Origin of the sequence: Tranquillimonas alkanivorans, assembly GCF_900115595.1 — a bacterium.
Taxonomy (GTDB): Bacteria; Pseudomonadota; Alphaproteobacteria; order Rhodobacterales; family Rhodobacteraceae; genus Tranquillimonas; species Tranquillimonas alkanivorans.
The window spans coordinates 71501-92307 of the sequence record NZ_FOXA01000007.1 but is presented as its reverse complement, the minus strand read 5'-3'; the positions used below and the strand labels follow the sequence as shown (position 1 = coordinate 92307).

The 20807-nt window shown below is 71.3% G+C and carries 23 protein-coding genes and 1 pseudogene; 20 read left to right on the top strand and 4 right to left on the bottom strand.

Going from position 1 to position 20807, the window contains the following annotated elements:
• Positions 1–84 precede the first annotated feature (84 nt).
• Both BM162_RS10400 and BM162_RS10395 read left to right on the top strand, forming a co-directional pair.
• Positions 85–1350, top strand: coding sequence for a cation:proton antiporter (locus BM162_RS10400; protein ID WP_093421376.1), 1266 nt, complete (start codon positions 85–87; stop codon positions 1348–1350).
• 186 nt (positions 1351–1536) lie between these two features.
• Positions 1537–1833, top strand: a complete 297-nt coding sequence (locus BM162_RS10395) for a hypothetical protein (protein WP_093421373.1) — start codon at positions 1537–1539, stop codon at positions 1831–1833.
• Positions 1834–1898: 65 nt separating this feature from the next.
• Here the strand turns inward: BM162_RS10395 and BM162_RS10390 are convergent, their stop codons facing one another.
• Positions 1899–2939: a TRAP transporter substrate-binding protein gene (locus BM162_RS10390; protein WP_093421370.1), complete on the bottom strand. Its 1041-nt coding sequence runs from the start codon at positions 2937–2939 to the stop codon at positions 1899–1901.
• 194 nt (positions 2940–3133) lie between these two features.
• On the opposite strand from BM162_RS10390, the gene BM162_RS10385 reads away from it, so the two are divergent.
• Positions 3134–3559 (top strand): BLUF domain-containing protein, encoded by a 426-nt coding sequence (locus BM162_RS10385; protein ID WP_177215125.1) that lies wholly within the window; start codon positions 3134–3136, stop codon positions 3557–3559.
• Here BM162_RS10385 and hpnE read toward each other — a convergent pair.
• The 3 genes from hpnE to BM162_RS10370 are packed head-to-tail and all read right to left on the bottom strand — an operon-like array spanning position 3556 to position 6505.
• Positions 3556–4812, bottom strand: a complete 1257-nt coding sequence (hpnE, locus tag BM162_RS10380) for a hydroxysqualene dehydroxylase HpnE (RefSeq protein WP_245759234.1) — start codon at positions 4810–4812, stop codon at positions 3556–3558. The genes BM162_RS10385 and hpnE overlap by 4 nt on opposite strands.
• Entirely contained in the window at positions 4809–5666 is an 858-nt protein-coding gene (locus tag BM162_RS10375; RefSeq protein WP_093421363.1) for a squalene/phytoene synthase family protein, read from the bottom strand. The genes hpnE and BM162_RS10375 overlap by 4 nt, the downstream gene beginning before the upstream one ends.
• Complete coding sequence (locus BM162_RS10370) at positions 5663–6505, bottom strand: squalene/phytoene synthase family protein (RefSeq protein WP_093421360.1); 843 nt, start codon at positions 6503–6505, stop codon at positions 5663–5665. The genes BM162_RS10375 and BM162_RS10370 overlap by 4 nt, the downstream gene beginning before the upstream one ends.
• A 168-nt stretch (positions 6506–6673) precedes the next feature.
• On the opposite strand from BM162_RS10370, the gene BM162_RS10365 reads away from it, so the two are divergent.
• The 17 genes and pseudogenes from BM162_RS10365 to BM162_RS10285 all read left to right on the top strand — a co-directional run bounded on the left by BM162_RS10365 (position 6674) and on the right by BM162_RS10285 (position 20803).
• Positions 6674–8221 carry a phytoene desaturase family protein gene (locus BM162_RS10365; RefSeq protein ID WP_245759233.1) on the top strand — a complete coding sequence of 516 codons (1548 nt, stop codon included), beginning with the start codon at positions 6674–6676 and terminating at the stop codon, positions 8219–8221.
• A 22-nt stretch (positions 8222–8243) separates the two neighbouring features.
• Positions 8244–9767, top strand: coding sequence for a phytoene desaturase family protein (locus tag BM162_RS10360; RefSeq protein ID WP_093421357.1), 1524 nt, complete (start codon positions 8244–8246; stop codon positions 9765–9767).
• Positions 9742–10539 carry a lysophospholipid acyltransferase family protein gene (locus tag BM162_RS10355; RefSeq protein ID WP_093421354.1) on the top strand — a complete coding sequence of 266 codons (798 nt, stop codon included), beginning with the start codon at positions 9742–9744 and terminating at the stop codon, positions 10537–10539. Before BM162_RS10360 ends, BM162_RS10355 begins: the two co-directional genes overlap by 26 nt.
• Positions 10539–11654: a glycosyltransferase family 2 protein gene (locus BM162_RS10350; protein WP_093421351.1), complete on the top strand. Its 1116-nt coding sequence runs from the start codon at positions 10539–10541 to the stop codon at positions 11652–11654. Before BM162_RS10355 ends, BM162_RS10350 begins: the two co-directional genes overlap by 1 nt.
• Before the next feature lies 1 nt (position 11655).
• The gene (locus BM162_RS10345) at positions 11656–12750 is read left to right on the top strand and encodes a sulfotransferase family protein (protein WP_093421349.1); all 1095 of its coding nucleotides are present in this window, start codon (positions 11656–11658) and stop codon (positions 12748–12750) included.
• A gap of 170 nt (positions 12751–12920) precedes the next feature.
• The gene (locus tag BM162_RS23615; protein ID WP_439332830.1) at positions 12921–13337 is read left to right on the top strand and encodes a type 2 periplasmic-binding domain-containing protein; all 417 of its coding nucleotides are present in this window, start codon (positions 12921–12923) and stop codon (positions 13335–13337) included.
• Complete coding sequence (locus BM162_RS10335; RefSeq protein ID WP_093421346.1) at positions 13246–14613, top strand: DNA-packaging protein; 1368 nt, start codon at positions 13246–13248, stop codon at positions 14611–14613. The genes BM162_RS23615 and BM162_RS10335 overlap by 92 nt, the downstream gene beginning before the upstream one ends.
• A gap of 207 nt (positions 14614–14820) precedes the next feature.
• Positions 14821–15966 (top strand): phage portal protein, encoded by a 1146-nt coding sequence (locus BM162_RS10330; protein ID WP_093421343.1) that lies wholly within the window; start codon positions 14821–14823, stop codon positions 15964–15966.
• A 58-nt stretch (positions 15967–16024) separates the two neighbouring features.
• The gene (locus BM162_RS10325) at positions 16025–16543 is read left to right on the top strand and encodes an HK97 family phage prohead protease (RefSeq protein ID WP_093421341.1); all 519 of its coding nucleotides are present in this window, start codon (positions 16025–16027) and stop codon (positions 16541–16543) included.
• Positions 16544–16565: 22 nt separating this feature from the next.
• A pseudogene (locus BM162_RS10320) lies at positions 16566–17750 on the top strand (phage major capsid protein); the annotation flags it as partial.
• A 150-nt stretch (positions 17751–17900) separates the two neighbouring features.
• Entirely contained in the window at positions 17901–18491 is a 591-nt protein-coding gene (locus tag BM162_RS10315) for a head-tail connector protein (RefSeq protein WP_093421336.1), read from the top strand.
• On the top strand, positions 18488–18817 hold the full coding sequence (locus BM162_RS10310) for a head-tail adaptor protein (protein WP_093421333.1): 330 nt from the start codon (positions 18488–18490) through the stop codon (positions 18815–18817). Before BM162_RS10315 ends, BM162_RS10310 begins: the two co-directional genes overlap by 4 nt.
• On the top strand, positions 18814–19233 hold the full coding sequence (locus BM162_RS10305) for a DUF3168 domain-containing protein (RefSeq protein ID WP_093421330.1): 420 nt from the start codon (positions 18814–18816) through the stop codon (positions 19231–19233). The genes BM162_RS10310 and BM162_RS10305 overlap by 4 nt, the downstream gene beginning before the upstream one ends.
• A gap of 3 nt (positions 19234–19236) precedes the next feature.
• Positions 19237–19650 carry a phage major tail protein, TP901-1 family gene (locus BM162_RS10300; RefSeq protein ID WP_093421328.1) on the top strand — a complete coding sequence of 138 codons (414 nt, stop codon included), beginning with the start codon at positions 19237–19239 and terminating at the stop codon, positions 19648–19650.
• Complete coding sequence (locus tag BM162_RS10295) at positions 19650–19970, top strand: gene transfer agent family protein (RefSeq protein ID WP_093421325.1); 321 nt, start codon at positions 19650–19652, stop codon at positions 19968–19970. The genes BM162_RS10300 and BM162_RS10295 overlap by 1 nt, the downstream gene beginning before the upstream one ends.
• Positions 19963–20148: a rcc01693 family protein gene (locus BM162_RS10290; protein ID WP_093421323.1), complete on the top strand. Its 186-nt coding sequence runs from the start codon at positions 19963–19965 to the stop codon at positions 20146–20148. Before BM162_RS10295 ends, BM162_RS10290 begins: the two co-directional genes overlap by 8 nt.
• A 67-nt stretch (positions 20149–20215) precedes the next feature.
• Positions 20216–20803 (top strand): RcGTA-type gene transfer agent tail tape measure protein, encoded by a 588-nt coding sequence (locus tag BM162_RS10285; RefSeq protein WP_093421320.1) that lies wholly within the window; start codon positions 20216–20218, stop codon positions 20801–20803.
• Positions 20804–20807: the final 4 nt, after the last annotated feature.

Sequence of the window (20807 nt, the reverse complement as noted above, 5' to 3'; positions counted from 1 at the left end):
TGAGATGACGTCGCGGCATGCGTGTCCGCGCAACCCCTAAGCGCCCGCGGGCGTTGGCGCCCCGACCGCCCCGAAGGAGCCGGAATGTCACTCCCCCTGAGCCTCGAGCCCGTCCAGATCGCCTATCTCGTCATCGGTTTCGGGCTGCTGGCGCTGACCCTGCGCCCGGCGCTGACGCGCTACAGCTGGGCGAACCTGCCGCTGTTCTACGTGCTGCTGGGCGTGGGCATGGCGCTGGCGGGGCTGCCCACGCTTGACCCGCGGTTGTCGCAGGTGCAGTCGGCGGTGGTCGAGCACGCGTCCGAGCTGATCGTCATCGTGTCGCTGTCGGGCGTGGGTCTGGCCATCGACAGCCGCATGACGTGGCACAACTGGCGCGCCGGCTTCCGGCTGCTGCTGATCGCCATGCCACTGACCATCGCCTGCGTCTACGGGCTGGGCGTGACGCTGCTGGGCCTGGGCGCGGCCGCGTCGATGCTGCTGGCCGCGTCCCTCGCCCCCACCGACCCGGTTCTTGCCCGCTCGGTGCAGGTGGGCCCGCCCGGCGGGAAGGAAACGCCGATGCAGGTCGCGCTGACCGCCGAGGCGGGGATGAACGACGGGCTGGCCTTTCCCTTCGTCTACCTGGCCATCACGCTCGCTGGTCTCTCGGCGGCGGCGGGGCCGGGGGACTGGGCGTGGGGCTGGCTGGGCTACGACGTGCTTTACCGCGTGGTGGCGGGCTGGGCGCTGGGCTGGGCCTGCGGCATGCTGATCTCGCGGCTGGTGTTCAGCCCGTGGGGCGATGCGCGGCAGGGGGCGTGGAACTCGCTCGCCGTGATGCTGTCGGCGACGCTTCTGGCCTATGGCGTGGCCGAGACGCTGGACGCCTACGGCTTCCTCGCCGTCTTCGCCGCCGCGCGGGCCGGACGGTCCAACGCGCGCGGAACCGAGGACGACCGCTACCACGAGTTCGCCCACCACGGGGCCGAGCAGTTCGAGTCCATCCTGCTGGTGCTGCTGCTTCTGTGGTTCGGGATGTTCGTCGGAAGCGGCGCGCTCGAAGGGCTGACATGGGAGGAACTGGCCTTCGCCGTCCTGCTGATCTTCGTCATCCGCCCTCTCGCGGGCCTTCTGTCGCTGGTGGGCGATCCCTGCGACGCGCTCAGCCGGCGAAAGGTCGCCTTCTTCGGCATCCGCGGCATGGGCACGATCTTCTATGTCGCCTACGGCCTGAACGCCGCCGATATCCCGCATGGCGGGATCATCTGGCGCGTCGTCGCGCTGTGCATCCTGCTGTCGATCGTGGTGCATGGCTTCGCCTCGAGCGTCGTTGTGCACGAGGGCGAGGGCGGTCAGGCCCGGCCCTGAGTTTCGCACAAGCGCCGGAAAAACCGGGTGAAATCGGCGGCACTCTGGCGAAAACGTGGCGCGGGGCGGGTGGCGTGGCTTGATCCGCGCGCGCGCCCGCCGCATTGTCGGCGCAGTCGGCCCCGCGCGGCGCAGAACCGCAGACAGAAAAGGCGGCCGGCGACGGGCAAAGGTTTGGGGCAGACCATGATGCACGATCGGGTACTTGCGGCGCCCGCGCGCCGCGCGCGGATCGACTTGTCGAGCTTTTCGGTCAACCGCGCACGCGGCGACCGCGTTCTGGCGGAGTTCACGGTGAAACTGGGCACCCTCTCGGTGCGGGAGTGTCGGCTGGTGCGGCGCGCCGATGGCGGGCACGAGGTCATAGCCCCGCTGCTCGAGGACGCCGAGACGCGCCGCCGCGCCCGCGTCGCGCCGCGGGCGTTGCGCGAGGTGCTCGACAGCGTCCTGCCGGTCTATCACGCCATCAACGCCCGCGGCTGAGCGGGCGGCACGAAAAAGGGCCGCCCGGTTTCCCGGCGCGGCCCCCTTTCGTCACGTCGTGCCGATCAGCGGTCGCTGTGCTCGGCGATCTTCTCGCGCGCGGTCTCGACCAGCGCGGCACCGTCGACGCCCTTGGACTCCACGTCCTCGATCCAGCGGTCGACGACCGGCTGAAGCGCGTCGCGGAAGGCTTGGGTCTCTTCCTCGGACAGGACGATGTGCTCGTTGCCCGCCTTGGTCGCCAGGTCGATGCCGAAATCGTCGGTGGCGCGCCAGACGCGGCCGACCTCGGCCCACCATTCGGGACCCGAAGCGTCGCGGAACGCCTGCTGGATGTCCTCGGGCAGGCTTTCCCACTTCGCCTGGTTCATCGACACCTGGAAGGTGGTGGTGCCGAAGCGCTCTTCGTCCGCACCTTCGATTTGGTACTCGGTCTGGTCCTGGATCTTGAGCGGCGGGATGATCTCCCACGGGATGAAGGCCCCGTCCACGACGCCCTTCTGCAGCGCCTGCGGCAGTTCCGGCACCGGCATCGCTGTCGGGTTGGCGCCCAGCGCCTCGATCACCCACGCGCCCGTGCGGGTCGGGATGCGCATGTTCTTGCCCTCGAGGTCGGCGGGCATGCGCACGGGCTCGTCCGCCATGTGGATCGCCTGGCCGGCATGGACGTGCAGGAACATCGGCTCGGTGCCGCGGTACTCGTCCCCCAGGTCCCCGTCCTGCCACATGTCGTAGAGCGCCAGGTTGGCGGCCACGGGGTCGTTCTTGAACACCGTCGGCAGCTCCATCACCTCGGTGCGCGGGAAAAGCCCCGGGGTGTAGCCGTTCACGGTCCAAACCAGGTCCACGACGCCATCCCGCACCTGCTGGATCAGCTCGGGCGGACGGCCGCCCAGCGTCATTGCCGGATAGATCTCGATCTCGACCCGGCCGCCGGAGTTCTCCTCGACCGCCTCGGCCCAGGGCTCGAGCATCTGGGTCTGCGCGGGCGATTGGGCGCCCAGGAAGTGGTGCAGCTTGAACGTGTACTCCTGCGCCTGCGCCGCGCCCGTCAGCGCGAGGACGGCGGCACTGCCCGACAGCACCGTGATCATCTTGGAAACCATGCTCTCTCCCTTCGTATCGTTGCGTGAGCCCGCCGAAGGCGGCTGACCGGCGTTCGTTACCGTCGGCATCCTGCGGCTGCAAGGCATCACCCCTGGGCACGAATGCCGGCGGCGGCGACCTTCCCGTCACCGGAGGCTTGACCGCGGAGAGCATGCGTTAGATCGCAGCACGCAAGGTAATGGGCACGAGGGTCATGATTCACCAGGTTTTCTATGTCAGCACGGCCACGGAAGAGCAGTCGGCGGCCGATATCGACGCGCTGCTCGAGGTGTCGCGCCGCAACAATCGCCGTGATGGGATCACCGGGCTGCTGATCTATCACGACCGCATGTTCCTCCAGGTGCTCGAGGGGCCTAAGGACGCGGTGCGCGCCTGCTTCGCCCGGATCGAGCGCGACCCGCGCCACCGCGAAGCGTGGATCGTGAGCGAGGGCGAGGCCGCGGCGCGGGGCTTTCCCGACTGGCAGATGGGCTTCGCCAGCCCCGAGGACCTGAACGCGGAGTCGCAGCGTTCGGTGCGGTCGCTGATGAGCCTCCGGCGCGGCGAGGACGATTCGCTCGGCACCGATCCGGCCGTGCAGGGCCTCTTGCAGAACATCCTGCCGGCGCTGCGCGGCTAGCGCCCCCGCAGCGCCGCCGCGGCGGCCATGTCGCCCGAGGCCACCGCGCTTTCGATCGTGGCGGGCAGGCCGGTCTGCACGACGTCCCCCGCGAGGAACAGGTTCGCCGCCGGGCCTTGGGTGGCGGGGCGGCGCGCGGCGCTGTCGGGCGCGGGATCGAAGGTCGCCGCCTTCTCTTTCAGCAGGCGCGCAGCCAGCGGTTCGGCGTCGGGCGCGTCCAGCGCGGCGGCGATCTCGGGCCAGACCTCGGCCAGCACCTCGTCCCTGGGCCGCGTCCAGAACGGGTCGTCGGCCACCGCCGACACGGTGGCCGAGACCACGTCGCCCCGCCGGAACAGCCAGTGCAGCCGTCCCGACAGGAGCCCGGTAATCGCGGGCAGGCGCGCGGCAGGGTCGGGCGCAACGCGGAAATGCACGTTGACGATGGCTGCGCCGTCGCCCGGCACCGGCAGGCCCGGCAGGGCGCGGCCCAGGGCCGAGGGCGGAAGGGCGAGGATCACCGCGTCGTCGGGGCCGAGTGTGATGGTCTCGCCGCCCAGCGTCAGGGATGCCACCCGGTCATCCTTGATCGACACCTCTCCCAGCGGCGCGCGCAGGTGAACCGGCACGTTACGCCGCTCCAGCAGCGCCAGCGCCGGGTCCACCAAGGCGGGGCCCAGCCCCTCGGGCGCGAGCACCGGGCGCGCGGCACGGGCGCCTTTCAGGAAAGTTCGGCGCAGCGAGGTGCGCAGAAGGCCGGCATCGGCGTGCTCGGGCGCGGCGTTCAGCACGGCGATGGTCAGCGGCTCCCAGAAGGCGCGCCACATCTCGCCCCGTCCCCGGATCGCCTGCGCCACCGTCGCGCCGCGCGGGGCGGTCAGCAGGGATGCCACGCCCGCCAGGTCGCGCAGGGCGACGCCCGGCGGGCGGGCGTGGCGCGACAGAAGGCCAAGCGGCGTGCGGGGCAGGCGGACAGTCCAGCGTGCGCCGGTGGCCAGGTCGAGAAACGGAAAATCCGGCGCGCCGATCTCGAGCCGCGCGTCGCCGCCGATGCGGCGGGCATAGTCCAGCACCGCGCGGTTGCCCGACAGCATCAGGTGGTTGCCGTTGTCGATGCGCCGGTCGAGCTGCGCGTCGTAGTAGCTGCGGCAGCGCCCGCCCGCCTTGCCCGTCGACTCCCACACCGTCACGCGGCTGTCGTGGCGCTCCGACAGCCGGATTGCGGCCGCGAGCCCGGCGAGGCCCGCGCCGACGATGTGGATATTGCGGGTCAACGCCGGGGGCCGGCGAAGGCGGCGCAGCGCAGCCCCTGGACGGCCTTGCGCCATCCGGGCAGGCGCGCGGGGCGGGCGGTCCAGTCGGCCTCCATCCGCGCCAGCAGGCGGTCGTAGGGGCCCATCATCACCAGCGCGGGCAGCAGCCGCGCACGGCTGTGGTACGGGATCTCGGCCGCCGCCGCGTCATAGGCGGCGCGCGCCTGCGCGCCCAGCGTCCGGCGCACGCGGTGCAGCTCGGGGTGACGGGCGGCGGGCATGGGGCGCAGGGGGAGTCCGGCGTCCTCAAGCAGCGGGGCGGGCAGGTAGAGGCGGCCCATCTCGGCGTCCTCGGCCACGTCGCGCAGGATGTTGGTGAACTGCATCCCGCGCGCCAGAGACAGCGCAAAGCGGCGCGACGGCTCGCCCCGCCAGGCGCCGAAGATGCGCATGGACAGGATGCCCACCGCGCCCGCGACCCGGCGGACATAGGCTTCCAGCCGCTCGGGCGAAGGTGCGACCATGCCCTCGGCGTCCATGCGCATGCCGTCGAGCACCAGCTCGAACTCCTCGCGCGGCAGGTCGTAAGCGGCGATGGCGCGTTCCAGCTCGACGCCCACGGCGGTGGACGGGCGGCCGTCGAAGACGCGGTCGAGCTCGTGCGCCCAGCCGTCGAGCTCCCGCGCCTTGTCCGTCGGCGTGCCGCCGCCGTCGGCAACGTCGTCGATGCAGCGGCAGAAGGCGTAGACGGCGAAGATCGCCGCCCTCCGCTCGGCCGGGAGGATGCGCATCCCGGTGGTGAAGGACGAACCCGAGGCGGCGACGATGCGGCGCACTTCCTCTCGCGGGGCGAGTGTCGGCAAGGCGAGCGTCATGCGCGCTCTCGCACCGAGGCCGTGCGTCCGCGCACGGGACGGAGTGCGCGGGCCAGTCCCAGCGCCCCGGCCCGGGCGAAATCCAGGCGCGAGGGCTTCACCCGGCCGGCCAGCGGGTCGCCCGCGCGCAGCCGCGCCGACAGGCGGTGGCCGAGGTGGACGATCGTGCGCGCCTCGCCCGCCAGGCGCGGGGCGCGGATGGCGGCGGGCAGGGTACGCGCCTCGACCAGCAGGGCGTCGCAGCGGTCGAGCGCACGGTCGATCACCCGCCGGAGCCCGGGGGTGAGCGCGGCGCCCGACAGCGCGGCGGGGGGCACGCCCTCGGCCTCCAGCCACTCCGAGGGCAGGTAGACGCGCGCGATCCGGTCGTGGTCGTCGCGGATGTCCTGAAGGTGGTTGAGCACCTGGAGCGCCGTGCACAGCGCGTCAGAGGGACCGTGCGTCGCCGGCCCCTCGACGTGCAGATCCAGCAGGAATCGCCCGACAGGGTTGGCCGAATGGGCGCAGTAGCTCAGGAGATCCTCCCACGTGCGATAGTGAAAGCCGCGCGCGTCCTGGCGGAAGGCGACCAGCAGCAACTCGGCGTGCCGGACAAGCGCCCCGCGCTGCTCGGAACTGAGCCTCGCACGCAGCGTGCGCGCCTCCTCGGCCCCCGCAGAATCGCCCTTGAGCCCGGCGGCGAAGGCGTCGAGGCGGGCGAGCTTGGCGTCGCGCGACAGGTCGGGCGCGTCGGCCACGTCGTCGGCGGCCCGCGCGAAGCGATAGAAGTCGCGCACCGTGGCGCGAAGCTCCGCTCGGATCAGCAGCGATGCGACCGGGAAATTCTCGTCCGTCTTCATCCGGGGCTCCGGCGTCCTTTTCGGGGCGTCGTGGTCTTTTTTCTCATCAGCCTCTTCGGAGGAAGCGGAATCCGTGTGCGCAACAACCTGTCACGGAAAAAGTAGACGTCAATGAAGCTCGGTCTACCTGCCTCTCCACCAAGGATTTCCCTGACGGAGGAAGAACAGGTGAACGTCAGCCGCATGAAGACCGGGCGCAACGTCGTGGTGGTCGGAGCCGGGCCCGGAGGGCTGGCCAGCGCGCTTCTGATGCGCGCGGCGGGGGCGAACGTGACGGTGCTGGAACGCTCGGACCGGGTGGGCGGGCGCACCGGCGCGTTCACGCAGGACGGGTACACGTTCGACTACGGGCCGACGTTCTATCTGTACCCCGAGGTGCTGCGCCAGATCTTCGCCGCCTGCGGCCGGTCGCTGGATGAGGAGGTCGAGCTGATCCAGCTCGACCCGATGTATCGGTTGCAGTTCGACGACGGCGCGACGGTGAACGCCACCGCCGACCCCGAGCGGCTGATCGCCGAGATCGCGCGCATCGACGCCGAGGACGCCAAGAACGTGCGCAAGTACCTCAACGAGAACGCGCGCAAGTTCGACGCGTTCAAGCCGATCCTCCAGCGCCCGTTCCTGAGCGCGGCGGACCTGATGAAGCCCGACATGGCCCGCGCGCTGCCGCTGTTCCGGCCGTGGTCGACGGTGGATCAGGACCTGCGGCGCTGGTTCCGCCACCCCGACGTGCGGCTCGCCTTCACGTTCCAGTCGAAGTACCTGGGCATGTCGCCGTTCAAGTGCCCGTCGCTCTTCACCATCGTGGCGCATGTCGAATACGGCTTCGGCGTCTTCCATCCCAAGGGCGGCTGCAACGCGATCACCGCGGCCATGGCGCGGGTCGCACGCGAGCAGGGCGTCGACATCCGCGTGTCCGAGCCGGTCGAGGAACTGGAGTTCGAGGGCCGCCGCGCCACCGCCGCGCGCACCGCGCAGGGCCGGTACGAGGCTGACGCCGTGGTGGTCAACGGCGACTTCGCCGCAACGATGCAGAAGATCATCCCCGACCGGCTGCGCCGCCGCTGGACCGACAAGAAGATCGAATCCAAGCAGTACTCGTGCTCGACCTTCATGATGTACCTGGGCATCGAGGGGCGGTTCGACGACATGCACCACCACACGATCTATCTGTCGGACGATTACCAGAAGAACATCCGCGAGATCGACGCGGGCCAGGCGCCCGAGGAACCGACGATCTATGTCCAGAACGCCTCGGTCACCGATCCGACGCTGGCGCCCGAGGGGCATTCGACGCTCTACGTCTTGGTGCCCGTCGGTAATCTTTCGGGCGGTGTCGACTGGGAGCAGCTGGCCCCGATGTATCGCGAGAAAGTGCTGAAACGTCTGGAGAAACTTTGCGGCCACGACATCCGCAGTCGCATCCGGACTGAGCGGATGATCACGCCGGCCGACTGGGCCGAACAGATGTCGATCTATCGCGGGGCCACGTTCAACCTGGCACACAACCTGGGCCAGATGCTGCACTGGCGGCCGCGCAACCGGTTCGAGGATGTCGACGGCGTCTACCTGACCGGCGGCGGCACGCATCCGGGCAGTGGCCTGCCCACCATCTTCGAAAGCGCCAAGATCGCCAGCACGCTGGCGGCGCAGGACCTCGGGCTGGCGGCGCCGGCGATGCCGGACGTGTCGGAGATGCAGGAGGCGGCGGAATGAGCGACAAGGGAGGCATCCGCAGATGAGCAAGACGGGGATCATCGGCGCGGGGCTGGGCGGCCTGGCCGCCGCCTGCACGCTGGCCGCGCGGGGCCACAAGGTCACCGTGTTCGAGAAGAACGCCTGGCTGGGCGGCAAGGCTGCGCTGCTCGAGGAAGACGGTTATCGCTTCGACATGGGTCCGACAATTCTAACCATGCCGCGCGTGCTAGAACGGGTTTTTGCCGAGGCCGGGAAGGATATGTCGGACTATCTGGACCTCGTGCGGCTGGACCCGCAATGGCGGTGCTTCTACGAGGACGGCTCCGTCCTGGACCTGAGCCAGGACCCGGAGGCGATGAAGCGCACGCTGGCCGACTTCGCGCCGGGCGACGTGCAAGGGTACGACGATTTCCTGAAGGTCGCCAAGCGATTGTCCGACGTTTCCGACCGCTTCTTCTTCTGGAAGTCGGTCGAGGACCTGAAGGACACCATGAACATGCGCGAGAACATGTCGCTCGACACGTTGCGCGACGTCCTGGCGCTGCGCATGCCGCGCACCGTGTCCGAGCAGATCGGCCGCAGCGTCAAGGACACGCGCGTGGCGCAGATGCTGGAACACTTCATCCAGTACGTGGGCTCCTCGCCCCTGGCCTCCCCGGCGGTGCTGTGCGGGATCGCGCAGATGCAGGTGGGCGAGGGCGTCTGGTACCCGATGGGCGGCACCCGCGCCGTGCCGCTGGCACTGCAACGTCTGGCCGAAGAACTGGGCGTCGAGTTCCGCACCGGCGTGGATGTCGAGCGGATCGAGACCGACCAGGGGCGCGCCACAGCGCTGGTGACGGCACATGGCGAGCGCATCGCCTTCGACCGGATCGTGTCGAACATGGACAGCGTGCGCACCTATCGCGAACTCGTCGGCGGCGACGCCTGGCGCGACTTCGAGAAGAGCCGCAAACGCGAGGCCGCGTGTTCGGGCGTGGTGCTGTATCTGGGCCTCGACCGGGAATACGAACACCTGGCACACCACAACTTCGTCTTCTCCCGCGATCCGGAGGAGGAGTTCCACGCCATCTACGACAAGGGCGAGCCCGCGCCGGACCCGACCGCGTACCTCGCCGCGCCGGCGCGCACGGAAAAGGGCGTCGCGCCCGAGGGGGGAGAGGCGCTTTATGTCCTCGTGCACACGCCCTACCTGCGCGAGGGGCACGACTGGTCGCAGATGCTGCCGCAGTATCGTCGGACAATTTTGGACAAGCTCGCCCGGACGGGCGGCATGCCGGACCTGGAAGAGCGGATCGTGGTCGAGCGGACGCTGACGCCGCAGGACATCCACGACCGATACAAGGTTCTGAACGGCGCGATCTATGGCCTGGCCAGCCACGGGCGGATGATGGGGGCGTTCAAGCCCGGCAACCGTTCGCGCCAGGTGCGGGACCTGTATCTGGCGGGCGGCTCGGCGCATCCGGGGCCGGGCATGCCGATGGCGCTGATGTCGGGCTGGATCGCCGCCGACACGCTGGACAAGGACGCGACGTCGAATGCCGCAGCGGTCGCCGCACAATGACCCGGTAGAGCTGCGCTCGCCCGCGATGGCCCGCTTCTTCACCGGCGTGATGGAGCGGCAGATGCGCGGGGCGTTCCGGGCCGTGCGGCTGGCCCGTCCGGGTGCGGCCGAGGTGCCGGCGGACCGGCCGCTGATCGTCTATTGCAACCACCCGTCCTGGTGGGACCCGGCGTTCTGCCTGCTTCTGGCGCGCGCGGCTTTTCCGGACCGCGCGCCGTTCGCCCCGATGGAGGCGGCGGCGCTGGAGCGGTACCGCTTCATGCGGCGGCTGGGCGTGTTCGGGATCGCGCCGGGCACGCGCAAGGGCGCGGCGGCCTTCCTGGCGACCTCGCTGAGGGTGCTGGAGAGCCCCGACCGGATGCTCTGGGTGACGGCGCAGGGCCAATTCCGTGACGTGCGCGACCGGCCGCTGGAGCTTCAGGGCGGCGTGGCGCACCTGATGGAGCGGGTGCCGGACGCCGTCGCGGTGCCGCTGGCGCTGGAATACCCGTTCTGGTCCGAGAAACGGCCCGAGGCGCTGGCCGCCTTCGGCAACCCGCTGGACGGGGCCGAGGGGCTGACGGCGCGCGCGTGGCGCGGCCGGTTGGAGGAGCGCCTGCGGGGAACGATGGACCGGCTGGGGGCGCTTGCCGCGGCGCGCGATGCCTCGGCCTTCGACCGGTTGATCGCGGGGCGGGCCGGGGTCGGCGGCGTCTATGGCGGCTGGAGCCGCCTGCGCGCCGCGCTCCGGGGCGAGAGATACGCGCCCGATCACATGGCGGAAGGAAATTGATGTACACGCTCACCGTCGCCTGCCTTGCCCTCGCCGTGCTTTACGCGGGGATGACCTTTATCAACCTGATCTTCTTCCGTCCGCCGCCGCACCGGTCCGCGCGGGCCAACGTCTCGGTGCTGATCCCGGCGCGGGACGAGGCGGCGAATATCGGGCCCGCGGTGGACGCGGTGCTTGCCTCGGAGGGCGTGGATTTGGAGGTCGTCGTGCTCGACGACGGCTCGACCGACGGGACGGGGCGCATCGTGGCCGAGCGTGCGGCGCGGGACGGGCGCGTGCGGCTGATCGAGGGCGACGGGCTGCCGGCCGGCTGGAACGGCAAGCAGCACGCCTGCTGGCAACTGGCGCGGGCGGCGCGGCGGGACACGCTGGTCTTCATCGACGCCGACGTGCGGGTGGGGCCGGACGCGCTGGGCCGGCTGGCGGCGTTCATGGAGCGGCGCAGGCTGGACCTGGCGAGCGGGTTTCCCCGGCAGGTGACGCGGACGCTGGGCGAACAGCTGGTGGTCAACCAGATCCTCGTGCTGCTACTGGGCTATCTGCCGATGGCGATGGCGCGCATCTTCCGCAGCCCGGGCTTCGCCGCCGGATGCGGGCAGTTGATGGCGGTGCGGCGCGACGCCTATTTCCGCGCGGATGGGCATCGGGCGATCCGCGCCTCGCGCCATGACGGGCTGATGCTGCCGCGGACGATGCGCGCGGCGGGCGGGCGCACCGACCTGTTCGACGCGACCTCCGTCGCCTCGTGCCGGATGTACGACGGATGGGAGGCAACCTGGGCGGGATTCTCGAAGAACGCGACCGAGGGGATGGCGAAGCCCGTGGCGCTGCCCGTGTGGACGGTGCTTCTGGGCGGCGGGCACGTGCTGCCGGTGCTGCTGGCGCCGCTGGCGCTGATCTTCGGGCCGGCCGAGGCGGTGGCCCCGGCGCTGCTGGCGGTGGCTCTGGTCTATGCCGCGCGGGCGGCGCTGGCGGTGCGCACGCGGCAGCCGGTGCGGTCGGTGCTGCTGCATCCGTTGGGCGTGGCGGTGGTGCTGGCGATCCAGTGGGCCGCGTTCCTGAACCACCGGCGCGGGCGTCCGTCGGAGTGGCGCGGCCGCAGCTACGGGGCCTGACATGGCCAGCGGCTTTCCCTGGCACCGCGTGTTCCATCCCCTGTGCGGGGCCGACCCGCTGACGCTGGCGGAGCTGGTGGTGCGGCGGGGGCCGCCGTCGTGGCGGGGGATGCCGGCCTATGGCGTGGCGCTGGCGACGGCGCTGGCGCGGGTGCCGTTCACGCTGGCCGACCGGGTGGTGGCGCGGCGGCGCGAGGTGCGGCCTCCGGTGTTCATCGTGGGCCATCCGCGCAGCGGGACGACGCACCTGCACAACATCATGGCGGCCTCGGGCGCGTTCGGCACGGTGCCCCCGGTGACGGCGACGCTGCCGTGGGAGAGCCGGACGATGGCCCCGCTGATCCGGCCGTTCATCGACCCGTTCCTGCCCGAGACGCGGCTGATCGACTCGGTCGAGTTGTCGCCCGACGCGCCGACCGAGGACGAGGTGGGGCTCGCCAACCTCGGGGGGCTGTCGTATTTCCACGCGATCTATTTCCCCAGCCGGTTCGCACGGGATTACCGCGACGGGCTGCTGGGCGAGGGGCCCGAGCGACGTGTCGCGGCGCGCAGGCGGGCGATCCGGCGCTATGTGGGCGCGATGGCCGGGCAGTGCGGGGAGCCGCTGCTGTTGAAGAACCCGGCCTACACCGCGACGCCGGAGATGCTGCTGGAGCTGTTTCCGGGGGCGCGGATCGTACACATCCGGCGCGATCCGCGAGACGTCTTCGCCTCGACCCGGCGGATGCTGCGGCGGGTGCTGGGGGAGTTGGCGTTGCAGGATATCGGGGGCGTCGACGTGGAGGCGGCGATCCTGGAGACCTATCCGCGGGTGATGGCGCGCTGGGACGCGGCGCGGGAAAGGGTGCCCGCCGCGCAGGTCGCGGAGGTGGCGTTCGAGGAGGTCGTGGAGGCGCCCGAGGCGGTGCTGACGCGCCTGTGGGAGGCGCTGGACCTGCCGGGCGGAGCGGCCGAGATGGAGCGGATGCGGGCGTATCTGGACAGCGTGTCGGGGTATCGGCCTTCCGAGAACCGGCTGTCGGGGGAAGAGACGGCGCTGCTGGCGCGTGTCTGGCCGCGGCAGATGGCCGGGTACGGGGCGGCTGCTGGAGAGTAAGGCGCAGGTCGTGCAGGCTATTGGTAACGCTGCAGAATCTTGGACAGGTTTCCATTCTCTGAACGCGGCGCTCCGGGGCGGACGTGCAACCTGAGGGAGATTTTGCTTGACCTTCCGAACGCTCTGAGGTAGAAAAAGGGCAAGCTGGAAGAAATGGGCAGGCGGCCCGGGTGAAGAACCCGAGGCCGCTTTTTCATGTTCGCTCGGGCAGAGACCCCACAACCAACGGTGGTCGAGCCATGACAATGATAATCCCGGAGACACCGGGGCGGAGCGCGCTGTCCCTGCTCGAGGTGGCGGATGCGCAGTATCGGGAGGCCGTTCAGGCCCTCGTGGAGATGAAGCGGCACGTCAGGGCGCGGCGCGATCTTCCGGAAGCGGAGGTGAAGCGCGTGCTGCAGGCGCTGGGGCGCAGCGTGCAGACGGCGTTCGACGAAAGGAAGAAGCTTGAGGACCGGGCCAGACGGGAACGCGGGATCGCGGAGGGAGCAGCCTATGCGCTCGATTTCGACAAGGTGCGGGAGGAGGTCGGGCGCAGCCTGGATCGCCTCAGAGCCGCCGGAGGTTCAGGCGAAGTTCCTGGATGAGCTTTCCGAGGGAGCGCTGCTGGCGCTCCCTTTTTTGTTCGAGTTCTGGGCGATGGAGCATCAGGTGCCGCCCGACGGCGACTGGCGCAGTTGGGTGGTGCTGGGCGGCCGTGGCGCGGGCAAGACGCGGGCCGGGGCGGAATGGGTGCGCGCGGAGGTGGAGGGGGCGCTGCCGCTCGACCCCGGGCGGTCGGCGCGCGTGGCGCTGGTGGGCGAGACGCTGGACCAGGTGCGCGAGGTGATGGTGTTCGGGCCGTCGGGGATCCTGGCGTGCTCGCCGCCCGACCGGCGGCCGAAGTGGGAGGCGACGCGGCGCAGGCTGGTGTGGCCGAACGGGGCGGTGGCGCAGTGCTTTTCGGCCCACGAGCCCGAGAGCCTGCGCGGCCCGCAGTTCGATGCGGCCTGGGTGGACGAGCTGGCGAAGTGGAAGCGGGCGGAGGAGGCCTGGGACATGCTGCAATTCGCGCTGCGGCTGGGGGAGCGGCCCCGGCAATGCGTGACGACGACGCCGCGCAACGTGGGTGTGCTGAAGGGGCTGTTGAAGGCGGGCTCGACGGTGGTGACGCACGCGCCGACCGAGGCGATCGCCGCGCATCTGGCGGCGTCGTTCCTGGAGGAGGTCCGGGCGCGGTATGCCGGGACGCGGCTGGGCCGGCAGGAGCTGGACGGCGTGCTGCTGGAGGACGCGGAGGGCGCGCTCTGGACCTCGTCGGAGATCGAGGCGTGCCGGGTGGCGGAGGCGCCGGCCTTCGACCGGGTGGCGGTGGCCGTGGACCCGCCGGTGACGGGGCACGGGGACGCCTGCGGGATCGTGGTTGTGGGCGCGGTGACCGAGGGGCCGCCGCAGGAGTGGCGCGCGGTGGTGATCGAGGATGCGAGCGTCGAGGGCGCCTCTCCCATGGCATGGGCGCGGGCGGCGGTGGACGCGGTGGCGCGGCACGGGGCCGAGCGACTGGTGGCCGAGGTCAACCAGGGCGGCGAGTTGGTCGAGAGCGTGGTGCGGCAGGTCGATCCGCTGGTGCCGTTTCGTGCGGTGCACGCGACGCGAGGCAAGGCGGCGCGGGCCGAGCCGGTGGCGGCGCTCTACGAACAGGGGCGGGTCGGCCATCTGCGGGGGCTCGAGGCGCTGGAGGACCAGATGTGCCGGATGACGGCGCGGGGGTTCGAGGGGCCGGGGTCGCCCGACCGGGTGGACGCGCTGGTCTGGGCGCTGCACGCGCTGATCCTGGAGCCGGCGGCGACGTGGCGGCGGCCTCGGGTGCGGGTGCTGGGGTGATGGGACGCGCTGAGGGCAGCGCCTGCCTGGGCTGGTGCTTCGGGCGGTGTCGGGGCCAGTGGCGCGGCGCTGGAGTGTCTGCTCTGCGGTGCCACGGGTTGAGACGTTGAGAAGCGCCTGCCGGGGGGCAGGCAGGCGCTGCCCGGCGGTGCCGCCGGGCGGGCGGGTTGTGCGGTTGCGGTGGCACTTCGGGACGGAGGAGGAGCGATGTTCGGGATCGGGAAAAAGGCTGCGCCGGAGCGCAAGGAGAGTGCTGTGGGCCGGGTGGTGGCCTGGGGCGGGTCGGGGCGCGTGGCGTGGTCCGGGCGCGACACCGGGTCGATGACGCGGGCGGGGTTCATCGGCAACCCGGTTGGGTTCCGGGCGGTGAAGCTGATCGCCGAGGCCGCGGCGGCCTTGCCGCTGATCGTGCAGGACCGGCGGCGGCGGTACGACGAGCACCCGCTGATGTCGCTGGTCGAGCGGCCGAACCCGGCGCAGGGGCGGGCGGAGCTGTTCGAAGCGCTCTATGGCCAGCTTCTGCTGTCGGGCGACGGCTACGTGGAGGCGGTGGGCGGAGAGGCTCCGGCGGAGCTGCATGTTCTGCGCTCGGACCGGATGCGGCTGGTGCCGGGGGCGGACGGCTGGCCGGTCGCCTATGAATACGCGGTGGGGGCGCGGAAGGTGCGGTTCGCGGTGGAGGACGGGATCTCTCCGATCTGCCACGTGCGCTCATTTCATCCACAAAATGACCATTACGGGTTGTCTCCGATGCAGGCGGCGGGGCAGGCGGTGGACGTGCACAACGCGGCCTCGCGCTGGTCGAAGGCGCTGCTGGACAATGCGGCGCGGCCTTCGGGCGCAATCGTCTATTCCGGGGCGGACGGCCAGGGGGCGATGAGCCCGGAGCAATACGAGAGGCTGGCCGCGGAGATGGAGGCGCATCACCAGGGGGCGCGCAATGCCGGGCGGCCGATGCTGCTGGAGGGCGGGCTGGACTGGAAGCCGATGGGGTTCTCGCCCTCGGACATGGAGTTCCAGAAGACCAAGGAGGCGGCGGCGCGCGAGATCGCGGTGGCCTTCGGGGTGCCGCCGATGCTGCTGGGGATGCCGGGCGACGCGACATACGCAAATTACCAGGAGGCGCACCGGGCGTTCTATCGCCTGACGGTTCTGCCGCTGGCGCAGAAGGTCTGCGCGGCGCTGTCGCACTGGCTGGCCGAGCGGACGGGCGAGGCGGTGGAGCTGCGGCCCGACCTGGACCGGGTGCCGGCGCTGGCGGCCGAGCGTGACGCGCAGTGGCGGCGGGTCAGCGAGGCGGCGTTCCTGACGGACGCGGAGAAGCGGCGGATGCTGGGGCTGCCGGTGGAGTGAGGGGAAGCTTCTTCTGAAGAAGCTTCCCCGCAGTTTTCTGAAAACTTTGGGAGGGGCGATGGAGCTGGAGCGGAAGTTCTGCGGCTCGGGCGGCGGCGTGACCGTGTCGGACGGCGCGGTGATCGAGGGCTATGCCTCGGTCTTCGGGGCGTGCGACCGGGGCGGCGACGTGGTGGCGGCGGGGGCCTTCGGGGCGCCGGGGCGGGTGAAGATGCTGTGGCAGCACGACCCGGCGCGCCCGATCGGCGTCTGGGACGAGGTGCGCGAGGACGCGACGGGGCTGTTCGTGAAGGGGCGGCTTCTGACCGAGGTGGCGCAGGGGCGCGAGGCGGCGGCGCTGGTGGCGGCGGGCGCGGTTGACGGGCTGTCGATCGGCTATCGCGTAAGGCGCGCGACGAAGGACGGGCAGGGCCGGCGGGTGCTGCACGAGGTCGAGCTTTGGGAGGTGTCCCTGGTGACCTTCCCGATGCTGGCCGAGGCGCGGGTCGGTGCGAAGGGCGAGGGCCCGGAGGCGGCGGCGCTGCGCCGCATGGCGGCGGTCCTGCGGGACGCGCGGCGGGAGTGGGCGCGCGACTGAGGCGCGCGATCAGGAACGGGAGACGGGAATGACCGAGACGAAGTCCGGGGCCGGGCAAGCTGCGCCCGGCGCGGCGGAGGAGATGAAGGTGGCGATGCGGGATTTCATGCGCGATCTCAGCACATTCAAGGGAGACGTTGAGGCACGGCTTCAACGACAGGAGGGCAGGATGTCGACGCTGGATCGCAAGTCACACCGGGGCGCGCGGCCGGCGCTGTCGGCGGCCGCCGAGGTGGAGGCGCCGCACCGCAAGGCGTTCGGGGCCTATCTGCGCGTGGGCGACGATGCGGGGCTTCGGGGGCTCGAGCTCGAGGGCAAGGCGATGAACACGGCCGTTGCGGGCGACGGCGGCTACCTGGTCGATCCGCAGACGGCGGAGAGCATCCGCTCGGTCCTGCACTCGACCGCGTCGATCCGGCAGATCGCGAACGTGGTGAACGTGGAGGCGACGTCGTTCGACGTGCTGATCGACACCACCGAGGCGGGCGCGGGCTGGGCGGGCGAGACCGATCCGGCCGCCGAGACGGGGACGCCGAACCTGGAGCGGATCAGCATCCCGCTGCACGAACTGTCGGCGCTGCCGAAGGCGTCGCAGCGGCTGCTGGACGACGCGGCCTTCGACATGGAGGGGTGGCTCGCGGCCCGGGTGGCCGAGAAGTTCGCGCGCGCAGAGGCGGCGGCCTTCGTCGAGGGCGACGGGGCCGACAAGCCCACGGGCTTTCTGGCTCATGCCCACGTGGCGCAGGCGTCGTGGGAGTGGGGCAAGCTGGGCTACGTGGCTTCGGGCGCGGACGGGGCGTTCGTGGACGCCGATCCGCTGATCGACCTGGTTTATGCCCTGGGGGCGCAATACCGGGCGAACGCGACCTTCGTGATGAACTCGAAGACCGCGGGCGTGGTGCGCAAGCTCAAGGACGGCGACGGGCGGTTCTATTGGTCGGACGGGCTGGCCTCGGGCGAGCCCGCGCGGCTTTTGGGGTATCCGGTGCTGATCGCCGAGGACATGCCCGACATCGGCTCGGGCGCGACGGCGGTGGCGTTCGGCGATTTCCGCGCGGGCTACACCATCGCGGAGCGGCCGGACCTGCGGCTGCTGCGCGACCCGTTCTCGGCCAAGCCGCACGTGTTGTTCTATGCGACCAAGCGCGTGGGCGGCGACGTGAGCGACTTTGCCGCGATCAAGCTTCTGAAGTTCTCGGTCAGCTGATCGGGACTTGGGACGGCGTGCGCGGTTGAGGCCGCGCCGTCGGCGGGCGCGCGCATCGAGCCTTCGTATCGTCCAGCTGCTCTGCTCTGTCCGAGCGGTGCGGAGGGCGTGCGCCCGCATTTTCGCTTACGGTCATTTTGGAGAAAAATCATGTTCTTGCGGGAGGAAGCGAAGGTCACGCCTGAAGCTCTTCCGGTCGCGGCGTTTCGCGATCACCTGAGGCTCGGGACGGGCTTTGCGGACGATGGCGTGCAGGACGCGGTGCTCGAGGGCTGCCTGCGCGCGGCGCTGGGGCGGATCGAGGCGCGCTGCGGGAAGGCGGTGCTGCGGCGGCGGTTTTCCTGGCGGATCGGGGCGTGGCGTGAGGCGGCGCGGCAGGTGCTGCCGCGTGCGCCGGTGTCGGCGGTGGTGTCGCTGGCGCTGACGGACCGGTTCGGAGCGGTCGCGGCGGTCGAGGCCGGGCGATACCGGCTGGCCGAGGACATGCACCGGCCGGCGCTGGTGGCGACGGGGGCGGCGTTGCCGGCAATTCCGGTGGGTGGCTCGGCGGAGGTGGTATTCGAGGCGGGCTTCGGCGTGTGGGCGGACGTGCCGGGCGACCTGGCGCAGGCGGTGCTGCTGCTGGCGGCGGAGTTTTACGAGCATCGGCACGACGCGGGGCGCGCGGCGGTGGCGCTGCCGGTGGCGGTGGCGGGGTTGCTGGAGCCGTGGCGCGGCCTGCGGATCGGGGGCGGCGCATGAGACTGACGCGGAAGCTGGTGCTGGAGGCGCCGGAGCGGACGGGCGACGGCGCGGGCGGGTTCGTCGATAGCTGGGTCGTGCTGGGGACGCTTTGGGCGGCGGTGGACCTGCGCTCGGGCCGGGAGGCCCGTGGCGAGGTGGCGGCGCTGTCGCGGGCGGCGTTCCGGATCACGGTGCAGGCGGCGCCGGTGGGCGCGCCCTCGCGGCCCGTGGCGGGGCAGCGGTTCCGGGAGGGTGACAGGGTGTTCCTGGTGCGCGCGGTGGGCGAGGCCGACGGCGACGCCCGCTACCTGACGTGCTTCGCGGAAGAGGAGACGGCGGCATGAGTTACGGCATGGCGGGCGTGCTGCAGGAGGCGGTGTTCCAGCGGCTGCGGGGCGACACGGCGCTGCAGGCGCTGGTGGGCGCGGAGGTCTTCGACGCGGTACCGGGGGGCACGCTGCCTGCGACCTACGTGGTCGTCGGCGAGGAGGACGTGCGCGACCGCTCGGACGCGACGGGGGGCGGGGCGCGGCACGATTTCACGGTGAGCGTAGTGAGCGACGCGAGTGGGTTCGCGACGGCCAAGGCCGCGGCCGGCGCGGTGTCGGACGCGCTGGTGGATGCGGGGCTGACATTGGCGCGCGGGCGGCTGGTGGGGCTGTGGTTCCTGCGGGCGAAGGCGGACCGGACGGGCGCGGGCGACGGGCGGCGGATCGACCTGCGCTTCCGCGCGCGGGTCGAGGATGAAGAGGAGGCGTAAGAAATGGGTGCGCAGAACGGCAAGGACCTTCTGATCAAGCTCGACCTGACGGGGGCGGGACAGTTCGAGACGGTGGCGGGGCTTCGCGCGACGCGGATCTCGTTCAACGCCGAGAGCGTGGACGTGACCTCGCTGGAAAGCCAGGGCGGGTGGCGCGAGCTTTTGTCGGGGGCGGGGGTGAAGTCGGCCTCGATCTCGGGCTCGGGAGTGTTCCGCGACGCGGACACGGACGAGCGGGCGCGGGCGATCTTCTTCGGGAGCGAGACGCCGGATTTCCAGGTGATCGTGCCGGATTTCGGCATCGTGCAGGGGCCGTTCCAGGTGACGGCGCTGGAATACGCGGGGTCGCACGACGGGGAGGCGACCTACGAGCTGTCGCTGGCCTCGGCGGGGCTTCTGACCTTCACGGCGCTTTGATGGCCAATCCGCAGGCGGGCGAGGTGGCGCTGGTCGTCGATGGCGAGCGGCACGTGGCGAAGCTGACGCTGGGGGCGCTGGCGGAACTGGAGGCGGAGTTGCAGGAGGGGTCGCTGGTGGAACTGGTCGAGCGGTTCGAGGGCGGGCGGTTTTCGTCGCGCGACGTGCTGGCGCTGGTGGTCGCGGGGCTGCGCGGCGGGGGCTGGCGCGGGACGTCAGAGGACCTGTTGAGCCGCGAGATCGAGGGCGGGCCGGTGGAGGCGGCGCGGGTGGCCGGGCGGCTGCTGGCGCGGGCGTTCTCGGGGCCCGGCGGTGTTTGACTGGGCGGCGCTGCTGCGCGCGGGCGTCACGCGCGGCGGGCTCAGGCCGTGGGAGTTCTGGCGGCTGACGCCGTTCGAGCTGCTGGTGGTGCTGGGGCTGGAGGGCGGCCCGGCGCCTCTGTCGCGGGCGCGGCTGGAGGAGTTGGCGGCGGCGTTTCCGGATGAGCGCGGTGGGTGAAGTTTAAAGCTCCTACAGAAGGAGCTTTCCGAGAGTTTGAAAGCTCTTGGGTGCGGGAGGTCATGCGATGGACGAGGAGATAGAGGCGCTGGGCGACGTGGTTGCGGCGTTCGAGGGCGAGTTGCGGCGGCTCGGCACCACGGTGGCCGAGACGGGGCGCGAGGTTCGCGTGCTGTCGGGGGGGCTGTCGCGCGGGCTGAGGCGTGCCTTTGACGGGATGGTGTTCGACGGTCGCAAGCTGTCGGACGCCTTGCAGGGCGTGGCGCGGTCGATGGCGGATGCGGCGTATTCGGCAGCGGTGCGGCCGGTGACGCGGTATGTCGGCGGGCTGCTGGCCGAGGGGATCGAGGGGGCGATGACGGCCCCGTTCTCGCGCGGGCGGGTGATGCCGTTCGCCGATGGCGGCGTGGTGCGCGGGCCGATGACCTTCCCGATGCGCGGCGGCACGGGACTGATGGGCGAGGCGGGGCCGGAGGCGATCCTGCCGCTGTCGCGCGGAGTAGACGGCAAGCTGGGCGTGGAGGCGCGCGGCGGGCGGGCGGTGAACGTGGTGGTCAATGTCTCGACCCCGGATGTCGAGGGGTTCCGGCGGTCGCAGTCGCAGGTCGCGGCGCAGGTCGGGCGGGCCTTGGCACGTGGGCAGCGTAACCGGTGAGGAG

What these genes read in the sequence shown, in the direction of transcription:
- BM162_RS10300 (WP_093421328.1), top strand. Translation starts at nt 19,237, where the DNA reads ATGGGTGCGCAGAACGGCAAGGACCTTCTGATCAAGCTCGACCTGACG.
- BM162_RS10310 (WP_093421333.1), top strand. Translation starts at nt 18,488, where the DNA reads ATGAGACTGACGCGGAAGCTGGTGCTGGAGGCGCCGGAGCGGACGGGC.
- BM162_RS10295 (WP_093421325.1), top strand. Translation starts at nt 19,650, where the DNA reads ATGGCCAATCCGCAGGCGGGCGAGGTGGCGCTGGTCGTCGATGGCGAG.
- BM162_RS10375 (WP_093421363.1), bottom strand. Translation starts at nt 5,666, where the DNA reads ATGACGCTCGCCTTGCCGACACTCGCCCCGCGAGAGGAAGTGCGCCGC.
- BM162_RS10400 (WP_093421376.1), top strand. Translation starts at nt 85, where the DNA reads ATGTCACTCCCCCTGAGCCTCGAGCCCGTCCAGATCGCCTATCTCGTC.
- BM162_RS10355 (WP_093421354.1), top strand. Translation starts at nt 9,742, where the DNA reads ATGCCGCAGCGGTCGCCGCACAATGACCCGGTAGAGCTGCGCTCGCCC.
- BM162_RS10315 (WP_093421336.1), top strand. Translation starts at nt 17,901, where the DNA reads ATGTTCTTGCGGGAGGAAGCGAAGGTCACGCCTGAAGCTCTTCCGGTC.
- BM162_RS10330 (WP_093421343.1), top strand. Translation starts at nt 14,821, where the DNA reads ATGTTCGGGATCGGGAAAAAGGCTGCGCCGGAGCGCAAGGAGAGTGCT.
- BM162_RS10325 (WP_093421341.1), top strand. Translation starts at nt 16,025, where the DNA reads ATGGAGCTGGAGCGGAAGTTCTGCGGCTCGGGCGGCGGCGTGACCGTG.
- BM162_RS10305 (WP_093421330.1), top strand. Translation starts at nt 18,814, where the DNA reads ATGAGTTACGGCATGGCGGGCGTGCTGCAGGAGGCGGTGTTCCAGCGG.
- BM162_RS10360 (WP_093421357.1), top strand. Translation starts at nt 8,244, where the DNA reads ATGAGCAAGACGGGGATCATCGGCGCGGGGCTGGGCGGCCTGGCCGCC.
- BM162_RS10370 (WP_093421360.1), bottom strand. Translation starts at nt 6,505, where the DNA reads ATGAAGACGGACGAGAATTTCCCGGTCGCATCGCTGCTGATCCGAGCG.
- BM162_RS10345 (WP_093421349.1), top strand. Translation starts at nt 11,656, where the DNA reads ATGGCCAGCGGCTTTCCCTGGCACCGCGTGTTCCATCCCCTGTGCGGG.
- BM162_RS10335 (WP_093421346.1), top strand. Translation starts at nt 13,246, where the DNA reads ATGCGCTCGATTTCGACAAGGTGCGGGAGGAGGTCGGGCGCAGCCTGG.
- BM162_RS10285 (WP_093421320.1), top strand. Translation starts at nt 20,216, where the DNA reads ATGGACGAGGAGATAGAGGCGCTGGGCGACGTGGTTGCGGCGTTCGAG.
- BM162_RS10395 (WP_093421373.1), top strand. Translation starts at nt 1,537, where the DNA reads ATGATGCACGATCGGGTACTTGCGGCGCCCGCGCGCCGCGCGCGGATC.
- BM162_RS10385 (WP_177215125.1), top strand. Translation starts at nt 3,134, where the DNA reads ATGATTCACCAGGTTTTCTATGTCAGCACGGCCACGGAAGAGCAGTCG.
- BM162_RS10390 (WP_093421370.1), bottom strand. Translation starts at nt 2,939, where the DNA reads ATGGTTTCCAAGATGATCACGGTGCTGTCGGGCAGTGCCGCCGTCCTC.
- BM162_RS10350 (WP_093421351.1), top strand. Translation starts at nt 10,539, where the DNA reads ATGTACACGCTCACCGTCGCCTGCCTTGCCCTCGCCGTGCTTTACGCG.